Annotated in this window: 16 protein-coding genes; 7 read left to right on the top strand and 9 right to left on the bottom strand. The window is 73.9% G+C overall.

Features of this window, described 5'->3' with window-relative positions; translation table 11 throughout:
* Nucleotides 1-53 precede the first annotated feature (53 nt).
* The 9 genes from Q0994_RS12975 to eccE form a co-directional block, all read right to left on the bottom strand.
* Nucleotides 54-1070 (bottom strand): ABC transporter ATP-binding protein, encoded by a 1017-nt coding sequence (locus Q0994_RS12975; RefSeq protein ID WP_299533155.1) that lies wholly within the window; start codon nt 1068-1070, stop codon nt 54-56.
* Nucleotides 1067-2203: an ABC transporter ATP-binding protein gene (locus tag Q0994_RS12970; RefSeq protein ID WP_299534124.1), complete on the bottom strand. Its 1137-nt coding sequence runs from the start codon at nt 2201-2203 to the stop codon at nt 1067-1069. Before Q0994_RS12970 ends, Q0994_RS12975 begins: the two co-directional genes overlap by 4 nt.
* A 47-nt stretch (nt 2204-2250) precedes the next feature.
* Nucleotides 2251-3171, bottom strand: a complete 921-nt coding sequence (locus Q0994_RS12965) for an ABC transporter permease (protein ID WP_299533152.1) — start codon at nt 3169-3171, stop codon at nt 2251-2253.
* Nucleotides 3168-4247, bottom strand: a complete 1080-nt coding sequence (locus Q0994_RS12960) for an ABC transporter permease (RefSeq protein WP_299533150.1) — start codon at nt 4245-4247, stop codon at nt 3168-3170. Before Q0994_RS12960 ends, Q0994_RS12965 begins: the two co-directional genes overlap by 4 nt.
* Nucleotides 4248-4250: 3 nt before the next feature.
* The gene (locus Q0994_RS12955) at nt 4251-6113 is read right to left on the bottom strand and encodes an ABC transporter substrate-binding protein (RefSeq protein ID WP_299533148.1); all 1863 of its coding nucleotides are present in this window, start codon (nt 6111-6113) and stop codon (nt 4251-4253) included.
* Nucleotides 6114-6310: 197 nt separating this feature from the next.
* The gene (locus tag Q0994_RS12950; RefSeq protein ID WP_299533146.1) at nt 6311-9418 is read right to left on the bottom strand and encodes an SCO5717 family growth-regulating ATPase; all 3108 of its coding nucleotides are present in this window, start codon (nt 9416-9418) and stop codon (nt 6311-6313) included.
* A gap of 586 nt (nt 9419-10004) precedes the next feature.
* A complete protein-coding gene (locus tag Q0994_RS12945) occupies nt 10005-10238 on the bottom strand; it encodes a DUF397 domain-containing protein (protein WP_299533144.1) in 234 nt (77 codons plus the stop codon).
* Between the two features lie 86 nt (nt 10239-10324).
* The gene (locus tag Q0994_RS12940) at nt 10325-11032 is read right to left on the bottom strand and encodes a hypothetical protein (protein WP_299533142.1); all 708 of its coding nucleotides are present in this window, start codon (nt 11030-11032) and stop codon (nt 10325-10327) included.
* On the bottom strand, nt 11029-12366 hold the full coding sequence (eccE, locus tag Q0994_RS12935) for a type VII secretion protein EccE (RefSeq protein WP_299533140.1): 1338 nt from the start codon (nt 12364-12366) through the stop codon (nt 11029-11031). Before eccE ends, Q0994_RS12940 begins: the two co-directional genes overlap by 4 nt.
* 182 nt (nt 12367-12548) lie before the next feature.
* On the opposite strand from eccE, the gene eccB reads away from it, so the two are divergent.
* The 7 genes from eccB (at nt 12549) to Q0994_RS12900 (ending at nt 20077) form a co-directional block, all read left to right on the top strand.
* Nucleotides 12549-14093, top strand: coding sequence for a type VII secretion protein EccB (eccB, locus tag Q0994_RS12930; RefSeq protein WP_299533138.1), 1545 nt, complete (start codon nt 12549-12551; stop codon nt 14091-14093).
* Nucleotides 14094-14112: 19 nt separating this feature from the next.
* Nucleotides 14113-15441, top strand: a complete 1329-nt coding sequence (gene mycP, locus Q0994_RS12925) for a type VII secretion-associated serine protease mycosin (RefSeq protein ID WP_299533136.1) — start codon at nt 14113-14115, stop codon at nt 15439-15441.
* Nucleotides 15442-15611: 170 nt separating this feature from the next.
* On the top strand, nt 15612-16085 hold the full coding sequence (locus tag Q0994_RS12920) for a hypothetical protein (protein WP_299533133.1): 474 nt from the start codon (nt 15612-15614) through the stop codon (nt 16083-16085).
* Nucleotides 16082-17770 carry a WXG100 family type VII secretion target gene (locus Q0994_RS12915; protein WP_299533131.1) on the top strand — a complete coding sequence of 563 codons (1689 nt, stop codon included), beginning with the start codon at nt 16082-16084 and terminating at the stop codon, nt 17768-17770. Before Q0994_RS12920 ends, Q0994_RS12915 begins: the two co-directional genes overlap by 4 nt.
* Nucleotides 17771-17795: 25 nt before the next feature.
* Nucleotides 17796-19046 (top strand): S8 family serine peptidase, encoded by a 1251-nt coding sequence (locus Q0994_RS12910; RefSeq protein ID WP_299533129.1) that lies wholly within the window; start codon nt 17796-17798, stop codon nt 19044-19046.
* Between the two features lie 304 nt (nt 19047-19350).
* Nucleotides 19351-19710, top strand: coding sequence for a WXG100 family type VII secretion target (locus Q0994_RS12905; protein ID WP_299533126.1), 360 nt, complete (start codon nt 19351-19353; stop codon nt 19708-19710).
* 67 nt (nt 19711-19777) lie between these two features.
* Nucleotides 19778-20077: a WXG100 family type VII secretion target gene (locus Q0994_RS12900; protein ID WP_299533124.1), complete on the top strand. Its 300-nt coding sequence runs from the start codon at nt 19778-19780 to the stop codon at nt 20075-20077.
* Nucleotides 20078-20214: the final 137 nt, after the last annotated feature.

Raw genomic sequence — 20214 nt, 5'->3', positions numbered from 1 at the left:
CGCCGGGCCCGGCGATCCGAAGACGCCGGGCCCGCACCCCCGGTCAGGCCCGGTCAGCCCGCTTCCGGCGCCACCGCCGCCCGCGCCCCGGTGGCCGCGGCCCAGTGGCAGGCCACCGCGTCCTCGCCGCCGCCGGCCAGCACCGGCAACTCCTTCGTCCGGCAGGCGTCCGCCACCCCGGCCGCCTCCGCGGCGCCGGAGGCGAGCACCGGGCAGCGGACGTGGAACCGGCAGCCGGCCGGGATCCGCGACGGGTCGGGCGCCTCGCCCGACAGCACCACCGGCTCGCCCGGCGCCTCCGGCAGCACCGACAGCAGGGCGCGGGTGTACGGGTGCCGGGGGGCGGTCAGTATCCGCTCCACCGTCCCGGTCTCCACGATCCGTCCGAGATACATCACCGCCACCCGGTCCGCGATGTTCCAGGCCAGCCCCAGGTCGTGGGTGACCACCAGTGCGGACAGCCCCAGCTCGTCCCGCAGCCGCAGCAGCAGCGCCAGGATCTCGCCGCGCACCGAGGCGTCCAGCGAGGCCACCGGCTCGTCGGCCACGATCAGCTCCGGTTCCAGCACCAGAGCCCCGGCGATCACCACGCGCTGGCGCTGCCCGCCGGACAGCTCGTGCGGGTGGCGCAGGAAGAACCGCTCCGGAGGCCGCAGCCCGGCCCGTGCCAGCGCCCCGGCCACCGCGGCCGTCTCGTCGCCCGCGTAGCCGTGGATGCGCAGACCCTCCGCCACCGCGTCGTACACCGTGTGCCGGGGGTTGAGCGAGCCGCTGGGGTCCTGGAGCACGAGCTGGACCCGGCGGCGGTAGGCCTTCAGGCCCCGGCCGGTGTAGTCCAGCGGCCGTCCCTCGAAGGTGATGCGGCCCGCCGTGGGCGTCACCAGGCCCAGCAGGGAGCGGGCCAGCGTCGACTTCCCGCAGCCGGACTCGCCGACCAGCGCGACGATCTCGCCGCGCCCCACGTCGAGCGTCACCCCGTCGACGGCCCGCGCGGTGCCGGCGCCCCGGCGCCCCGGAAAGGCGACCTCCAGCCCTTCGGCGCCGAGCAGGGCAGGGGTGGGACCGGTCATGTGGTGCTCCTCGCCTCTTCTGCGCCCGGACCCTCGGGGTCCGTGACGGACGTCCGGCCGCGCTCCCCGTCGCGTACCGGACCCTGCGCGCCGCCTTCCCGTTCGCCTCCGGGCGAGTCGGCCCGCTCAGCGTCGGCCCGCTCAGCGTCGGCCGCCGCCGGGTCGACCCGGACGCAGGCCGCGGTCCGGTCCGGGCCGGCCGGCCGCAGCTTCTGGCCGTGCGTGGCGCAGGAGTCCAGCGCCACCGCGCAGCGCGGATGGAACGCGCACCCCGACGGCAGCGCCGCCGGGTCCGGCGGGTCGCCCGGCAGCCCGCGCGGGGCCCGCCGGGACGCCGGGTCCCCGATCCGGGGGAACGCCCCCGACAGAGCCGCCCCGTACGGGTGGCGGGCGTCCTCGTACACCGCCCGTGCGGGACCCTCCTCGACGACCCGGCCCGCGTACATCACCGCCAGCCGGTCGCAGGTGTCGGAGAGCACCGCCAGGTCGTGGCTGATCATCATCAGGCCGACGTCGTGCTCGGCGACCAGCCCCTCGATCAGCCGCAGGATCTGCGCCTGCACCATCACGTCGAGCGCGGTCGTCGGCTCGTCCGCGACGATCAGGCGGGGGTCGCAGGCCAGCGCCATCGCGATCATCACGCGCTGGCGCTGCCCGCCGGACAGTTCGTGCGGATAGGCCCGTCCGCGGGCGGCCGGCAGACCGACCTGTTCCAGCAGTTCGCCCGCGCGCCGGCGGGCGGCGGCCGGGGTCGCCCGTGCGTGCAGCACGACCGGCTCGGCGATCTGGTCGCCGACCCGGTGCACCGGGTTCAGCGAGTGCATCGCTCCCTGGAAGACCAGGGAGGCGCCCGCCCAGCGGACCGCCCGCAGCCGCCCCCACTTCATGGTGAGCACGTCCTCGCCGTCCAGCAGGATCTGCCCGGTCAGGGTGGCGGTGGGGGGCAGCAGCCGCAGCAGGGCCAGCGCCAGGGTGGACTTCCCGCACCCCGACTCCCCGGCGACGCCCAGCTTCCGCCCGGCGTCCAGCCGCAGGTCCACCCCCCGCACCGCGGGGACGGCGGACGGCCCCGACCCGTAGGTGACGTGGAGGTCGCGGACCTCCAGCAGGGGCTGCCCGCTCGGCGCAGCCACCGGTTCCCGGTCCTCGCCGTCCCTGGGGGCCTCGGTCTCGGCGGTCGTCAACGGGACGCTCCCAGCTTCGGATTGAGCACGGTCTCGACGGTACGGCCGCAGAGCGTGAAGGCGAGCGCGACGGCCGCGATGGCGAGTCCGGGCGGGGCGAGGTACCACCAGTCGCCGGAACTGACCGCCCCGGCCTCCCGCGCGTCCTGGAGCAGCCCGCCCCAGGAGACGACCGTGGGATCGCCCAGGCCGAGGAAGGCGAGCGTCGCCTCGGTGAGGATGGCGGTGGAGATGACCAGCGTGGTCTGCGAGAGCACCAGCGGCATCACGTTCGGCAGCACATGACGGCCCATCACATGACCGTGCCCGCCGCCCAGCGCCCGGGACCGTTCGATGTACGGGCGCGACTCCACCGACAGCGTCTGCGCCCGCACCAGCCGCGCGGTGGTCGGCCAGGTGGTCACGCCGATCGCCAGGATCGTGGTCCACAGCGAGCGGGAGAGCACGGTGGCCAGGGCGATGGCCAGCACCAGCGTCGGCATCACCAGGAACCAGTCGGTGATCCGCATGACGACCGTGCCGTACCAGCCCTTGAAGTGGCCGGCGGTGACGCCGACCAGGGTGCCGATCGCCACCGAGAGGAACGCGGCGAGCAGCCCCACGGTGAGCGACACCCGCGCGCCCCACACCAGCAGGGCCAGCAGGGAGCGGCCGAATTGGTCGGTGCCCAGCGGGAACGCGCCGCTGGGCGCCTCCATCGGACCGCCGGGCGCCCGGGTGACGCTCTGCGAGTCCGCGCCCACCAGTAGCGGCGCGGCCAGGGCCACCAGCGCGATCAGCCCGAGGACCCAGAGCCCGGCCAGACCGGCCCGGTGGGTGCGGTACCGCCGCCAGAACCGGGCCGCGGAGCTGCGCCGCCGGGCCCACGTCAGCGCGCGGGGGCCGGGGGCGGCCGCCGCTTCGGTCTCGGTCGTCATCGGCCCACCCGGGGGTCCAGCAGCGGATAGATCACGTCGGCGAGGGTGTTCATCAGGATCACCGCGGCGGCGAACACGAAGAACAGTGCCTGCACCAGCGGCAGGTCGGGCACGCTCAGCGCCTGGTAGAACAGCCCGCCGAGCCCCGGCCAGGAGAACACCGTTTCCACCAGGATGGCGCCCGCCACCGTGTTGCCGAGGTTCACGAACAGCAGCGTCACCGTCGGCAGCATCGCGTTCGGCACCGCGTGGCGCCGGCGCACCACGTCGTCGCGCAGCCCTTTGGCGCGCGCCGTCGTCAGATAGTCGCCGCCCATCTCGTCGAGCAGCGAGGACCGCATCACCAGCAGCGTCCGCGCGTACTCGACCGCCACCAGGGTCACCACCGGCAGCACCAGGTGGTGGGCCACGTCGAGGACGTGGTCGAACCCGGAGGTGGAACCGGATTCCATCCCGCCGGTGGGGAAGAGGCCCGGCACCGGTCCCACGCCCACGGACAGCGTGATGATCAGCAGCAGCCCCAGCCAGAACGACGGCACCGAGTAGAGCGTCAGCGCGAACGCGGTGTGGAAGCGGTCGCCGGCCGAACCGGTGCGCCAGGCCGACCGCGCGCCCAGCCAGACGCCGATCACGGTGTAGATCACGAACGCCGTGCCGGTGAGGAGCAGCGTCGCGGGCAGCGCCTCGGAGATCTTGTCGATCACCGGTGCGTGGAACTGGTACGAGGTGCCGAAGTCGCCGGTCAGCGCCTTCCCGCAGTACTGCGCGAACTGCTGCCACACCGGCAGGTCGAGGCCGAACTCGCGCCGCATGGAGGCGATCTGCTCGTTGGAGACCTGGCGTCCGCCGGTCATCGCCTTGACCGGATCGCCGGGGATCAGCCGGAACAGGAAGAAGCTGGTGACCAGCACGGCGAAGAGCGAGACGGCCGCGCCGACCAGCTTCCCGGCCGTGTACCGCAGATAGGCCGCCGCGGAACGCGACCGCGGCCCGCGGCCCGGCGGACCGGCCGTGACCGGCCCGCCGGGTCCCGCACCGTCCGCGCTCGTAAGGAGCGCGGGAGTGTCTGTGCTCATGCGTCACTCACGGTCTTCCGCGGTGGAGCGGCGGCGCAGCGCGAACAGGACGCCGGCGCCGACGACCACGACGGCCGCGATGCCGACCCCGACGAGCACCCCGGTCGAACCGCCGTCGGAGTCACCGCCGTCGCCCGCCCCGGCCGGGACCGCCGACCACCAGCTCCAGTAGCCGTCCTGACCGTAGATGTTGCCGCCGTCCGACGGCATCGTCGTGATCGAGGCGATCTGGTCGGTGCGGTACGCCTCGACGGCGTTCGGGTAGGCCATGACGTTCATGTAGCCGGTGTCGTAGAGCCGCGACTGCATCTGCTTGACGAGGGCGGCGCGCGCCGCGGGGTCGTACTCCGCCAGCTGCTTCGCGTACAGCTCGTCGTACTGCTTGTCGCAGATGAAGTTGTCGGTGGCCGCCGACTCCTTCGCCTTGGCGGGCAGCGCCGCGCAGGTGTGGATCGACAGCACGAAGTCCGGGTCGGGGTTGACGGACCAGCCGTCGAAGGCGAGGTCGTATTCGCCCGCGTACCAGGGGTCGGAGACGTTGTCGAGGCAGTCGACCTTCAGGCCGATGCCCAGCTCGCCCCACCACTCCTGGAGGTACTTGCCGATCGCCTTGTCGTTCGGGTCGGTGGCGTGGCAGAGGATGCGCAGGTCCAGCGGCTTGCCGTCCTTGCCGGTCCGCTTGCCGTCCGCGTTCTTGCGGTAGCCGGCCTCGTCCAGCAGTGCGGCGGCCCTCGCCGGGTCGTGCGCCAGGGCCTGGCCGGCCGAGGGCTGCCAGAAGTAGTCGCCGTAGCGCGGAGGGATGTACCCCTCACCCGGCTCGGCGTGGCCCTGGAAGACCTTCTCGATGATCGCCTCGCGGTCGACCGCCAGGAACAGCGCCTGGCGCACCTTCTGGTCGAGCAGCGCCGGATTGCCGTCGCCGAACTTCTCGCCGTCCTTGGTCCGGGCGCCCGGATTGGTGGCCAGGGCGTAGAAGCGGCGGCCGGGCCCCTCGTTCACCTTGATGTCCGGGGCGTCCTTGAGCGAGTCCGCCTGCGCCGGGGTCAGGCTGGGGCTGCCCGCGACGAAGGAGACCTCGCCCTTGCGCAGCGCCGCGACGGCCGCGTCCTGGTCCTTGTAGTACCGGAAGACGAGTTCGTCGAACTTGGGGGCGCCGCGCCAGAAGTCCTTGTTGGCCTTGAGCTTCACGTAGCTGTCGACCTTGTAGTCGGTCAGCACGAAGGGTCCGTTGCCCACGATGGGGAAGGAGGTGTCGTTGTTGAACTCGGAGAAGTCGGTGACCTTCTCCCACACGTGCCGGGGCACGATGGGCACGTCCAGAGCCGCCATCGTCGCCTGGGGCTTCTTGAGGGTGATCACCAGCTTGTCGCCGGACGCCTCGACCTTGTCGAAGTTGGCCACGAAGCTGCCGTTGGCCTGGGCCGCGCCCTCGTCCGTCATCATCTTCTGGAACGTCCAGGCGGCGTCCTCGGCGGTGACCGGCTGTCCGTCGGACCACTTCGCGCCGGACCGTATCGTGTAGGTCCACGTCAGCTTGTCGGCCGACGGCTCCCACGAGGTGGCGAGACCGGGGACGGCGTGACTGTCCTTGGCGTCATAGTTCGTCAGGTAGTCGTACATCAGCCGGAGCACGCTGGTGGAGAGCAGCCGCTGAGCGAGGAACGGGCTCAGCGAGTCGACGCTCTGCGCGACCGCGACCGTCAGCGTCGTCGGCCCGGCGGCCTGCGCCTCGGGCGCGGAGTCCGGCAGCGGGGAGCCCGGTACGACGGACCCGGCGGCGAGCGCGAGCGCGGCGGCCGCCGAGGCCAGGAGCAGGCGCACCCGGCGGCGGGGGCGACGCGGACTGCGGGGAGTTCTTGTGACCATAAGACGTCGACCTCGCGTCATGACTCGCTGGGGGGAGGCGGGTTGAGCTCGTGGTGACCAGTGGGTGAAGCGAAGGTCTACCAGCGGTGGTCGAGTCCAGTCAACGGTTGGCGGACGGCGTGTGGGCTGCGCGGACGTGCCGAAGGCCCGCGCCGCCGGAGCGGTGCGGGCCTCCAGTGGTCCAGACCTCTAGTGCCTCACTGCTGAGGGGGTGACGGCGGCTGCTGGGGCCACCCGGCGGGCGGTACGGGACCCTCCGGCTCCCGTGCCTCGGGCCGCTGAACCGGTCCGCCGGACGCGTCCCCCGGTCCCTGCCACGGCTGTTGCGCCGGAGCGCCCGCAGGCTGCCCGTACGGCCCGCCCTGCGCGGGGGGCGCGGCCGGGGGCTGCTGCTGCCAGGCGCCGCCCTGGCCGGGGGCGCCGGGCCGCGGGTCGCCGTAGGCCTGCTGGGGCGGCTGCTGTCCGCCGTACGGTTGCTGCGGAGGCTGCTGTCCGCCGTAGGGATGCGGGGGCTGCTGTCCCCCGTACGGCTGCTGCTGATACGGCTGTTGGGGGACCCCCTGCGGCGGGTACTGCTGATGCCCGGGCATCGGCGGTGCGTACTGCGGCGGCGGGTTCTGGCCGTCGCCGGTCCACAGGCCCTGCTGCTGCTGGGCGCGGGCGAAGTCCTCGGCGACCAGCGCGGAGAGGTTGAAGTACGCCTCGCGGGTCTTCGGACGCATCATGTCGAGGTCGACTTCGGCGCCCGCCGCGAGGTGCTCGTCGAACGGTACGACGACCACGCCGCGGCAGCGGGTGCGGAAGTGCTGGACGATGTCGTCCACCTTGATCATCTTGCCGGTCTCGCGGACCCCCGAGATGACGGTGAGTGAACGCTGCACCAGGTCGGCGTAGCCGTGCGCGGACAGCCAGTCCAGTGTGGTGGAGGCGCTGGACGCCCCGTCCACCGACGGCGTCGAGATGATGATCAGCTGGTCGGCCAGGTCCAGCACCCCGCGCATGGCGCTGTAGAGCAGCCCGGTCCCGGAGTCCGTGAGGATGATCGGGTACTGCCTGCCCAGCACGTCTATGGCGCGCCGGTAGTCCTCGTCGTTGAACGTGGTGGAGACCGCGGGGTCCACGTCGTTGGCGATGATCTCCAGGCCCGACGGGGCCTGCGAGGTGAAGCGCCGGATGTCCATGTACGAGTTGAGGTACGGGATCGCCTGGACGAGGTCGCGGATGGTGGCGCCGGTCTCGCGGCGCACCCGGCGTCCGAGCGTGCCGGCGTCCGGGTTGGCGTCGATCGCGAGGATCTTGTCCTGGCGCTCGGTGGCCAGCGTCGAGCCGAGGGCGGTGGTCGTGGTCGTCTTGCCGACACCGCCCTTGAGGCTGATCACGGCGATCCGGTAGCAGGAGAGCACCGGCGTCCGGATGAGGTCGAGCTTGCGCAGCCGCTCGGCCTCCTCCTTCTTCCCGCCCAGCCTGAACCGGGCGGCGGGGGAGGGCGTCCTGCTGCTCCTGGCCTTCTGCTTGCCCCGGACCAGTCGGTCCGAGGACAACTCCACGGCGGCGGTGTAGCCGAGCGGGGCGCCGGGGACCGAACGCTCGCGCTGGTCATGGGTGACCGGAGTCGGCCACGCCCCGCCCGCACGCGGGTCCGCGGGGGGCTGGAGCTGACCGGGCTGGGCCTGACCGGGTTGGGGCTGACCGGGCTGCGGGCCGGGGTGCTGGGGCTGCGGCGGTCCAGCCTGCGGGTGGCCCGGCTGCTGCCCCGGTTGCTGTCCCGGCTGTTGCTGTGCGGGCAGGCCGGGGTACGGCTGCTGCTGGGGCTGCTGGGGCTGCTGGGGCTGCTGGGGCTGCTGAGGGGGAAGCGGGGCGTTCGGCGCGGGCGGGTACGGGGCGCCGCCCTGGGCGTACGGGGGCTGGGGCGCGGGGTAGCCGTAGCCGTCCGCGTTCCGGGGCGGCTGGGGCGCCTGCTGCGCCGGGGGAAGCTGGTGCGGTGGCTGGGGCTGCTGGTGCGCCGGGAGCTGGTGCGGGGGCTGCGGCGGCTGGAGGGCCGGCGGGAGGCCGTGGCCGCCGCCCGCGCCCCGAGGCGGCTGTCCGCCCGGCGGGAAGCCGTAGCCGCCCTGCGGCTGGTGCGGTGGCCCGTCACCCTGGGCGGGCGGCAAGGGCTGGCCGGGCCCCGCCGGGAACCCGTAACCCCCCTGCTCGCCAACGGAGTTGTGCTGCTGCTGCTGCTGCGCGGCGGGCGGGAATCCGTACCCGTCGGCGGGCTGCTGCTGCGGCGAGCCCGGCCACTCGGCGGCGGCGGAGGGCGCGGTGGGCTGCGGGGCCGCGGGGTGGAACGCGGGCGGCAACGGCGGCAGGGCCGCCTGCGCGGGCACCCAGGGCTCGGGGGCCGGCGGCAGTGCGGGGGCGCCGGTGGCGGCCGGACCGTTCGGGAGAGGTGCGGCGGGGCCACCGGCCGGCACCGCGTCGGCGGGTGCGTCGCCGGTGGGCGCGTCGCCCGCGGAGGAGCGCGCGTCGCCGGGGGCGGCGTCCTGCGGCTCGTCCTGCGGTCCGTCCCCCGGTTCGTCCTGCTCCGGGGGCGCGTCGGTGGCCGCCGGCGCGGAGGCGTTGGCGCCGTCGTCGGTCTCGTCGCCGGGCGTCGCGTTCCCGGACGGGTCCGGGGCGAAGACGTGGTCCGGGGCGGAGTTGTCGGGGTGGCCGGAGCCCGGAGCGGAGACGTGGTCCTGGCCGGACGCGTCCGGCGCGGAATCGCCTTCCGTGCCGCTCGCGGGGGAGTCGGCCGCGTCGGCACCGGTCGCTCCCTCTCCGGCGGCCGCGGCAGCGGCGGCGTCGCGCTCGGCGAACTCGCGCCTGAGCGCGGCCGGTGAGAAGCGCATGGTCGCGCCGGACTCCAGGTCCCCGCCGCCGAACGGCTCGGACGCCGCCCCGGCCGACGGACCCGGCCCGGCGGAGGCGGTGGCGTATCCGCCGGTGGTCCCCGGCGGGTACGCCCCCGCCTCCGTGCGCGGCGCGGGCACCTCGGCCGACGGGACCGCCGGAGCCGGCGCGGCGGGCGGCGGGCCGGACGTCCACCCCGGCTCGTAGCCGCCCGTCGCGGGCAGGCCCGGCACGGCGACCGGGGCGCCCAGCGGCGGGGGCGGCGCGAGGTGCGCGCCGGCGCCGCCGGACGTATCGCCCCCGGAGTTCTGCGTGTACCAGGCCGGCGGGGTGTAGTCGATGGTGAACTCACCCGTCATCTCGGCGGGATCCGCGTCGGACGACTCGTCGCCGGGCGTGTTCCATCCCTCGCGCATCTCGTCCCGATCGCCGTTCACTTTGCCTCCTGGTGTGGTCGAGCACCCTTGTACCGTGGCGGGGTCGGGGCGACCGTCCCGCAGGTGCGGTCCGCCCGGCTCTCCCTCCGGGGACGCACGGTGCCTGTCCGTGGGTTCTCCCCCCGCGCCCGCAGCACACCCTAATCGTCCGCGCGGCACCTCCGGAGGGCGTCCGGCGACTACCCGGCTCTCCCGTACCCCAGGAGTTGTACCGAAACCGCCACGCCGTGAACCCGAAGTGGGCCCGGCAATGCGCAGGATGAGAGCCGAAGCGGTCGCATCCGTACCTCCGCGGGCGTGACGGTGGGCCTCGCCGCCGATGCCGGAACCGGGATCGTGACCGGAACCCGGCGGAACCGGAACCTGAACCGGAAACCGGAGCCGCCCGTGCGACGGGACGTTCCCCGCCCGGACGGGGGACCTCCGCCGCAAGCGGAGTGACCCCCGTGCGACCGGGCGGTGCGAGCGGGCGGTGCGACCGGGCCGGGCGGCCGGACGGAAGAAGGGCGGCCACCCCCTCGGGGCGCCACCCTTCACCGGCGGGTACGCGGGCCCGGCGCGATCCGCCGCCCGCGGACCGCGGCCGTCACGTGAGGTCGAACTCGCCGTCCCGCGCGCCGAGTACGAAGGCCGTCCACTCGGCCTCGGTGTACCGCAGGACGGTGTCGGGGTCCAGCGACGAGCGCATCGCCACCGCGCCGCCCGGCAGATGCGCGATCTCCACCCGCTCCTCCACGTCCTCGGTTCCGGGCGGGCAGAGCCACTCCACGTCCGAGATGTCGAGAGCGTAGAGCTCGTCCTTTTCCTGCTGGGTTCCCATGCCGGCGTCCCTTCGTCGATCCTTGCTTGTGCCGTGCGTCATGCTGCCCGACGGTGGCGGCCCGCCGGGCGGAAACGAGCCGGAATTCAGTCCATCCGGCGAGCGGCGCCCAGCAGCCCGGACTCGGCGTCCGTCGCCGACGTCATCACCCAGTGGTGCTCGCGGCCCGCCACCCACAGGGTGACGCCGTCGGCCAGCGTCGGCAGGGTATCGACCTCGGCGCGCGAGAGGTTCAGGATGCGGCCGATCTGCGCCGCCTCCTCCGGAGACACCCGCTGGATCCCCACCAGCGCCGAGGACCGCATCAGCCGCGGCGCCACCGGACTCAGATAGGGCAGCAGCGTCAGCACGGACTGCCACGCCGAGGAGACCACCCGCCCGCGCGGCGGCCGCATCCCGCAGTCGCGCACCACGACCACCGGGCTGCCCACCGTCGCGCCCGTCGGCGGCACCCGGCCCACCTCGTGCAGCGAGACGCACTCCAGCCCGGCGCCCGCCGCCCGCGCGAGCGTCGTCCACGCCTGCGCCCGCCCCGTCTCGACCGCCACGCGCGCCCCGGTGCCGGCCGCCCGCAGCGCCAGCACCTGCGCCGTCCACAGTCCGCCGATCAACAACACGTCGTACGGCGTGGGGCGGTGGAAACCGATGATCTGCGGGCGGCCCTCCGTGTCGCTGCCGATCACCACCCCGTCGTCCCCGACGGGCAGCGCCAGCGCGCCCAGGTGCTCCGACGCCACGGTGTGCCCCGCGTGACGTGGACCGCGCAGCCCGAACCTCGACACCCTCGCGTTCACTGCGCGCCCCCCAGCGGAAGTGTGGCCAGTACGCCCGGAAGCTGCTCCCGGTCCAGCCGCACCAGGCCGACCTTCGCCACCCGCGCAGCCTGCGTCAACGTCCTTCGTACGCCCACGAGTTCGGTGTCCGATCCGCCGGTGATCCGGACATGGCCCGCCACCGACGTCTCGCCCCGGTGGGCGCCCCGGCGCACGGTGAGGCTGAACGTCGTCGCGTACGCCGGCACCGAGGTCAGCAGCGCCACCAGCTTCGGCAGCGGCGTCGCTCCGCGCCCCATCTCGGGCCAGCGGTCCACCGCGTACGTCGTGTGCCAGCGGTCGTCGCACCGCCAGACCCGTGACGTCTCCATCGTCCGCCGCTGCGCCCCGGCCTCCGGGCGGCCCGCCCGGGCCGACTGGATCGGGTTGGCGCACGCCGAGGTGACGACGGCGGAGTTGAGTTCCTCCTGGTCCAGCACCACGGCCCGGAACCCGGCGCCGGTGATCCGGCTCGCCACGTGGTCCGCGACCCGCACCAGGCACCGCTGGGCCCCCTCGATCCCGCCGCCGCGCGCCTCGACGGCCTCCCGGCACAGCTCCGGATCGAGCTTCACCGCCACCCACGTCATCCGCAGTGCCGGTGCTCCGGTCTGCTCCTGGAGCGGGGCGTAGGAGAGCCGGGCGACCGACTGCGCCGGCAGATGCGGCGCCGGGGCGCAGCGCACCTGCTGCACCAACTGCGCCGACTCCAGCACGATGTCGTCGACTTCCAGCGCCTCGCCGAGCAGCGACAGCGGCAGGGCGCGGGCGCCGAACGCCGGACGCAGGGCCTCGCCGCTCGCCTCCACCCGCACCACGGCGGTGAGGAAGGTGCCGTCGCCCAGCATCCCGACCGTGCGCCGGTTCCGGTCGACGTATATGTACGGGGCGAATCCGGGCACGTTCTCCGCGACCGGGGCGAGCGACGCCTCCGTGTCCGGACCGGTGGGCGCGGCCGTCCGCTGCCGGGCGCGCAGGGCACGCGCGGCGGCCAGCCAGTCCGGCAGGGCCGTGCCCCGGCGCCGGATCACCGCGACGACCACCAGGGCGCAGGCGACGACCAGCGCCGGCGCCATCCACATCCCGCCGAGCAGCGCGCCCGCGGCGGCGACCGCGAGGGCCGCCTCGACCAGCACCAACTGCCGCAGCAGCGGCCGTACGGGGCTCGTCCGGGGGGCCGGCCGCAGGGAGCCGGGACGCTGCGCGGAGGGGGCGGCGGGCACCGGCCCGGACGGTTCGTTGCGGCGTTGCCGTCGGGAAGTGCCGGGCGCCCGAGCGGCCTCCTGACCCGTACGCCCGCGCGTCGCTGTACGCATCGCCGCGTTGCCCCCTCGTGTCCCTATTTACCGTTTTCCCGCGGGTGTTGACCGGGCGATCACCCTACCTGAGCGGTGCCCGGCGACCCCCGGCAGGCATAGTAGGGGCGCCGGTGCGACGGCCGGATCCGTCAACGGATGTGGTTACCTGGTCGCCCGTCGGGGAGAAGGGGCAGCGGAACATGGCATCGCGGCGAGACGAGCTCAACGCCTACACCTTTGCGAAGCGAAGGCTGATCGCACAGTTCCTGCAGCCCAACGCCACCGGCTCGGAGGAGGGCGCCCCGCGCCCGCTGCGCGCGGTGGTGCCGGGAGCGATCGTCGGCGTCGTCGTCCTCGCCGTCTTCGGCGCCTGGGGCATGTTCAAGCCCGTCGCCCCCAGCAAGTGGGACACCCCGAACGAGAACGTCATCGTCGCGAACAAGTCGACCACCCGGTACGTGGTGCTCAGGACCGACGGCAAGGTCCAGCTCCACCCCGTCCTCAACATGGCCTCCGCCCGGCTGCTCCTCGACCCGGACAAGAACAAGGTCGTCACCGTCGACGAGTCCGTCCTCGACAACGGCGAGATCCCGCACGGCGCCACCCTCGGCATCCCGTACGCCCCCGACCGCCTCCCCGACGCCGGCGAGGCCGGTACCGCCAAGCGCTGGGTCGTCTGCGAGCGGCCCGGAGAGGGCGGCCGGGCCATCCAGAAGGCCGCCTTCGTCCTCGCCGCGCGCGACCGGGGCACGGTGGACACCAAGGGCGGCCGGCTGCACGGCGGCGAGCTGATGTACGTCGAGGCCCCCGACCGCACCCGCTACGTCGTGGACGCGGCCGGCCGCGCCTACCCGGTCGCCGCCGACGACGAACTGCTGCTGCGCACCCTCGTCGGCGAGACCGCCCCCGGCGAACCCCGCTCCCCCCAGCGGGTGTCGGCCCAGTGGCTCGCCACCCTGCACACCGGTGACCCGATCACCTTCCCCACCGTCCCCACGCCCGGCGCCGACGCGGGAGTCGGCGGCGACCTGGACCCGGCGCTCGACAAAGTCGGCACGGTTCTCAAGGCGACGGCGGGCACCAAGACCCAGAGCTACGTCGTGCTGCCCGGCAGGGTCGCCCCGGTCTCCGACTTCACCGCGAAGCTCCTCCTCAGCAGCCGCGCCCTGCTGAGCCTCGAACAGCAGGGCGCGGCCGACGCGGTCAGCGCCGCGGCGATCGAACCGGGAGTGCCGTTCAACCAGGACAAGACCTGGCCCGCGGCGGCCCCCGAGGCCGTCAACTCGCCGAGCACCACCGCCGGAAGCCGCAACACCGTCTGCAACGTGCTGCGCGGCGTCGACGGGAAGACCGGCGCCACCACCCTCTCCACCTGGGCCGGCACGGGCTTTCCCGCCACCCTGCCCACCGGCTCCAGCAGCGCCTACGTCACCCCCGGATCCGGCCAGCTCTACCGCCAGTTCAAGGGATCGGACACGGCCTCCGGCTTCCTCTTCCTCGTGACCGACACCGGCCTGCGCTACGCGATGCAGTCCAACGGCGACAGCGCCGAGGACGACGCGGGCATCGGCGAATCCGGCTCCGTCAAGGAGAAGCAGGCCCGCATGCAGGAGGCGCAGCAGGCCCAGAACCGGCTCGGTTACGCCAAGGTGGACCCCGCCCCGATCCCCGCCGCCTGGTCCGTGCTGCTTCCGACGGGCCCCCGCCTGTCGACCGGCGCGGCCCGCCAGCCGCAGGGCTCCTGAGAGAAGGCACGGGCAGCCCATGAACCCCACGACGCCCCACCCGCGCACCGGCCGCCGCGCCCGTGCCGCCCGCCCGCGCCTGCTCGGCTGCGCCGCCGCGCTCGCCGTCACCCTCGCCGGCACCCCCTTCATGCCGGCCGCCCCCGCCGCGGCCGACGACTCGGCCTCGTGCACCTTCCCGTCGAAGCCCTACGCCGGCCGCCCCTGGGCGCTGCAACGCGTCCTGCTCGACGAACTCTGGACCCGCTCCACCGGGAAGGGGGTGCGGGTCGCCGTCATCGACACCGGGGTGGACGTCGGACACCCCCAGCTGAAGGCCGCCGTGGACACCGGGGCCGGCGTCAACCTGATGCCCAAGAACCTCAAGGACGACAACGGCACCCCGATCGACCGGGGCAAGGAGGACGGCACCACCGACACCGTCGGCCACGGCACCAAGGTCGCCGGCATCATCGCCGCCCGCGAGGCGGAGGGCACCGGCTTCGTCGGCCTGGCGCCCGACGCCACGATCATCCCGGTCCAGCAGAACGACGCCGAGGGCCACGGCACCGCCGAGACCCTGGCGAAGGCCATCCGCTACTCCGTGGACACCGCGCACGCCGACGTCATCAACATCTCCCAGGACACCGCCGACGCCGTCGAGCCCGATCCCGCACTGGAACAGGCCGTCGACCACGCACTGGCCGAGGAGGTCGTCGTGGTGGCGTCGGCCGGCAACGACGGCCTGGGAGGGAACGTCAAGGAGACCTTCCCCGCCTCGTACGACGGTGTGCTGGCGGTCGCCTCCTCGGACCGCAACAACGAACGCGCGCCCTTCTCCCAGTCCGGCGACTTCGTGGGCGTCGCGGCCCCCGGCGTGGACATGGTCTCCACCGTGCCCGGCGGCGGCCACTGCGCCGACAACGGCACCAGCTTCTCCGCCCCGTACGTCGCGGGCGTCGCGGCCCTCGTCAAGGCACGCCACCCGGACTGGGAGCAGGAGGAGATCGTCGCCCAGATCGAGCAGACCGCCGAACGCTCCGTCGCCGGCCACGACCGCCTCGTCGGCTGGGGCGTCGTCGACCCCGTACGCGCCCTGACCGAGGACGACAAGCCGCTGAAGCGGCCCACGGCCCACGAGGGCGTGACCCGGGCGCAGGCGCCGACCCCGGCCGAACTCCACCTCGGCGAGACCCCGGACGAACGCAACGCCCGACTGGCGACGTACGTCTTCGTGGGCGGCGCCGTCCTGGTCGCGGCGATCGCCGGAGCGTCCGTCGCGCTGCGCGACGCCCGGCGGCGAAGGCGCCGGCTCGCGGAGGGCACGACGGCCGGCCGGGAGGACGCCCGCACGCCCGTCCGGCCGTAGCGGCTGTCCCGTGGGCGCAGCCGGAATCCACGTGGCCGACAAGGCAGTTGGAGCCGGTACCGGCAGTGGCTAGAGTGGTGGACGTGTGATTGCTGTGAACGTGTTCCGGTGCGAAAGCAACGGAATGCGGTCGGAGCAAACGGGGAACGACGGGGGAAGGACGGAGCACCGTGCTCGCAGCTGACGGTGGCGGAGGAAGCCCGACCAAAAAGACGGCGGACCTGGAGCGCGGAGTCGGCGCGCTGGAGAAGTTCAAGAAGAAGGTCGACGCGCTCCTCGCCGACTTCGACGGATCGGCGGCCGGCGGGACCACGGTCGCCGCCCAGCGGGTGTCCCGGTCCTCCTTCAGCGGCTCGAACGCCGGCTTCGCGGAAGCGGACGGGCTCTACACCCAGTACAACCGCGTCCACGAGTCGCTGGTCTCGCTCTCCCGTTCGCTCGGCGACCAGATCGAGTACCTCAGCATCGGCGTGTACGCCGCCGCGGTCGGCTACGACGACGTGGACGACGACATGCGCCGCCGGTTCTACGAGATCCAGGCACGCATCGACCGCGAGGCCGGGCGCGACCGCGCCGAGGGCGGCGCGTCGTCCGGGCCGCGCAACGACGACAAGAAGTCCGACGCGGGGTGGGCAGCCGAATGAGCGACGAGACGCAGCCGGAGATGACCCCCGCCGAACAGCACGCGTACGACCAGGGACGCGTGCGCACCCAGCTCGTCGTCACCGACTTCACCGAGCGGGCCCGGGAGGTGATGGGCGGCTTCTTCGGCTCGTTCCAGCCCGCCGGGCGCACCTCGTTCGAGGGCCACGACCTCAACTCCATGATCGACCTGGTGGAGAACTCCGACCCGGCCGATCTCGAAAGCGCGGGCCGGGCGCTCTACAGGGCCAGGGACGCGATCAAGGAGGCGGCGACCGAACTCGAGGGCAACCTCGCCGCGGTGGAGTGGAAGGGCGAGGCCAACACCGCCTTCCGCGACTACGGCGCCGGGCTGGTGGCCCACGCCACCCGCCTCAGCGACTTCGCCGACGCCGCGGCCACCCAGATCACCGTCGCCGGCACCGGCCTCGCCTCCGTCCGCAACAGCCTCCCGCCGCGCGACGACCGCCTCGTCCGCAAGGACGTCGAGGACATCCCGGTGGTCGCCCGCGTCGAGGGGAACGCGGAGTACACCGCCGCGCAGCGGGTCGAGGCCCACCGCCAGGAGGCCATCAACCAGGCCAACCGGCTGGCCTCGTACTACGCCGTCTCCGAACAGGCCCTCGCCGCCCAGGAACCGCCGACGTTCGGGCAGAAGCTGGACGTGGCGATGCCGCGGCCCACGGGGGACGGCGACAGCTGGAACGCCCCGGAAGGCTCCGGAGGTTCGGACCAGACCCTCGCCAGGGGCCGCGGCGCCGACGAACACGCCGTACGCGGGACGATCAACGAGGGCACGACCACCGGCGCGGCGCGGGTGGGACCCGACGCTCTCGGCGTTGTCAGGCCTTCTCCGGACAGCAGCACCGGAACCGTGATCGACAGCGTCGCCACCCCCACCGCCCCCACGGCCACGGGACCGGCACTGCCGACCGCCCCCACCGCCACGGGCGGTCCGACGACCGGCACCACCGCACCGCTCCCGCCCGTGGGCGCCTTCGGCAACCCCGGCCGGGGCAACGGCGCTTCGTCCCGCGCCACCGGAACCACTGCCCCCGCGCGGGGCGTCGGCCGGTCGGGGGCGGGCGGCACCAGCGCGTCGGCGACCGGACGGGCCGGGGGAGTCACCGGGGGCACCGGCGGAACCTCCTCGCCCGTGGGCCGTGCCGCCGGCGGGACCGGAGCCTCCGCCGCCGGACGCTCCGGCGTGACCGGTGGCCGCCCGGTCGCGGGACACGCGGGTGCCGGAACGGGCTCGGCGCCGCGCGCGGGACGGAGCGGCATCGTCGGCGGCACCCCCCAGCGCCCCACCGCGTCCGGAGCGGGAACGGCGGGCGCCCGCGGCACGGTCGTCGGCGCACCGGGTGCCGGGCAGGGCCGGGCCCCCGGATCGCCCGCCGGACAGCGCGGAGTCGTCGGCAACGCGGCCGCGCCCGCGAAGCAGGCCGGCCGGGGCACGCCGGGGACCAACGGCGTGGTCGGCAACCCCCGTCCCGGTTCGGGCGGGCGGCCCGGCGGCAAGGGCTTCACGGCCGGCGGAGCGGGACTGGTACGAGGCCCGGCCGGCCGCCGGGAGAACGACGACGAGGAAGAGAACGAGACGTCGGCCCGGCCCGACTACCTGACAGAAGACGAAGAGACCTGGACGGCAGGCCGGCGCGGAGCCGTACCGCCGGTGATCGAGTAGGCACGTGGAAGGTACGGAAGCCAGGATGACCGCAGGAACGAGCCCCCTCCGCACGCGCCACCGGCCGCGCGCCGCGCGCCGGCCGGTTGCCGCGCTGACCATCGCCCTCGCATGCGGTCTCGGCCTCGCCGGCCCCGCGCCGTCCGCCGTCGCGGACACGCGCTCGGAGCAGTGGTACCTCAAGGCCATGCAGATGGAGGACATCTGGAAGACGGCCAGGGGCGAGGGCGTCACGGTGGCGGTCATCGACACGGGGGTGAACCCCGACACCCCGTCGCTCCGAGGCCAGGTACTCAAGGGACTCGACGCGACGGGGGCCGACGGCGACGAGAACGACGACTACGACGGCCACGGCACCAGCATGGCCGAGCTCATCGCCGGCACGGGGAAGAGCGGAGGCCTCCAGGGGGTGGCCCCCGCAGCGAAGATCCTGCCGATGCGTGTCGGCACGGCGGAGTTCCAGAAGGCGCATTCCTCCAACGCCTCCGACTGGGCGGACGCCATTCGTGCGGCGGCCGACAGCGACGCGAAGATCATCAGCATCTCCATGGGCAGTGACTACGCGATGGAACGGGAGCGCGCGGCAACCGAGTACGCCCGGAGCAAGGGCAAGCTGATCTTCGCCTCCGTGGGCAACGGGGCTCTCCAGGGCAACAAGGAGGAGCATTACCCCGCCGCCTACCCGGACGTCGTCGGCGTCTCCGCGGCCGACAGCGAGGGCGCCGTGGGCGAGTTCGCGCAGAACGGCAATCTGGTGGACATCGCCTCGCCCGGTGTCGACGTCCCGGTCTGGTGCGACGAGACGTTCCAGAAGTACTGCCCCGAGGCCGGCGGCACCAGCCAGGCCACCGCCATCGCCTCCGGTTCCGCCGCGCTGGTCTGGTCCGCCCATCCCGACTGGACCGCCAACCAGGTGCTCAACGTCCTCTTCGACACCGCGGCGCGCGACTGGGAGGACGGCACGCTGAGCAAGTACCTCGGCCACGGCCTGATCCGCCCGTCGATGAACATCCTCAAGGGCAAGGGCGACCCCGGTGACCCGGACGTCAGCCCGCTCACCGACGAGAAGACGGCCGGGGCGCAGGCGGCTTCCCCCACGGGGTCGGCGCCCGCGTCCCCGGCGGCTGAACGGGACGCACCGGCGGCCGGCGACACGGTCGCGGCGGACGCGGCCGACGACGGACCCGGTGCGGGTCTGATCGCGGGCGTGGCCCTCGCCGTGGTGGTGGTAGTCGGGGGAGCGGTCCTCCTCGTCCGCAGGCGGCGCGGTGCGTGACGGCCCCGGCCGTCTCCCGGCCGCCCCTCCCGTCGCCTTCGCATCAGCTTCGTCACAGCTCCCACCGGCCCGCCGACGGCGGACTCGGTGCCGTGGCAGGCTCTCGTGAAGTGAACGACGGCAAAGCCGGGTTGCGGCCCGCCCGGCACAAGAGCCGCCCGGACACCCGCCCTGCGGGGCCGGGGGCCGCAGGTCCCGGAGCGGCGAGCCGCCCGGCGGCAGCGGCGCACACGAGCTTCCGGCTGCACCAGCCGGTCTTTGCAGAAGCAGAAGCAGCAGAAGTACCCGAAAGGAAGTCAGGTCCATGGCAGATCAGAAGGTCACAGAACACAGTCTCATCCGGCTGGAGAACGAGCTCTCGACCCGGTTCGACTCCGTCAAGGGTCAGCTGAGGCAACTGCAGGCGACGATCGACAGCCTGGAAGGCGCCTGGAAGGGCATCGGCGCCGGCGCCTTCAACCAGAAGCAGGAAGCGATCAACCGGAACATGGTCTCGATCGGCAACCGGCTTCTCAACTTCCAGGAAGCCATCAAGGCCGCCCGCACCATCTCCGGGAACACCGAGGACGAGGTCAAGGCCGCCCTCCAGGGCGTCGACGTCGTCGAGGGCTACTCCGGCGACGCCGCCGCGACCGCCGCGGTCTCGAACCTCAGCAAGTTCTGATCCTGCGGCGCACGCCGTAGCGGTCACCACCGCACCACCTCGATCCCCTCACGCATCGGAGGACCAGATGTCGAACAACGACGGCTCGACCGTTGTCACTTATTCCAGCCTGGAGCAGGCCGCCAGCACCATCGAGGCGCAGTCGAAGCGGCTCGACGCCGACCTCGCGGCCATCAAGCACGAGATCGCCTCGGTCTCGGAGCTGTGGCAGGGCGAGGCCAAGGGCGCGTACGACGCCGCCCAGGCGGGCTGGGACAAGGACGCCCGCGCGATCCACGACTCGCTGGCCGCCATCGCCCGCGCCGTGCGCGAGGCGGCCCCCGCCTACCAGGGCGGCGACAGGCGGGCCGCGCAGAACTTCATGTAGGCACACGGCCCGGCAGGACCGGGTGGGCACGTGCGGGAGGTGCCCACCCGGTCCCCGGTGACCTGACGACGGCGCACTCTCCGACACCGGAGGGTGCGCCGTCGTCGTGCGCCGGACGCTCCGCGCCCGGCGACCGC

It is taken from the genome of uncultured Streptomyces sp. (assembly GCF_947488945.1).
Lineage (GTDB): Bacteria > Actinomycetota > Actinomycetes > Streptomycetales > Streptomycetaceae > Streptomyces.
The sequence above is the reverse complement of the archived record's forward strand: the minus strand, read 5'-3'. Positions and strand labels throughout refer to the sequence as shown.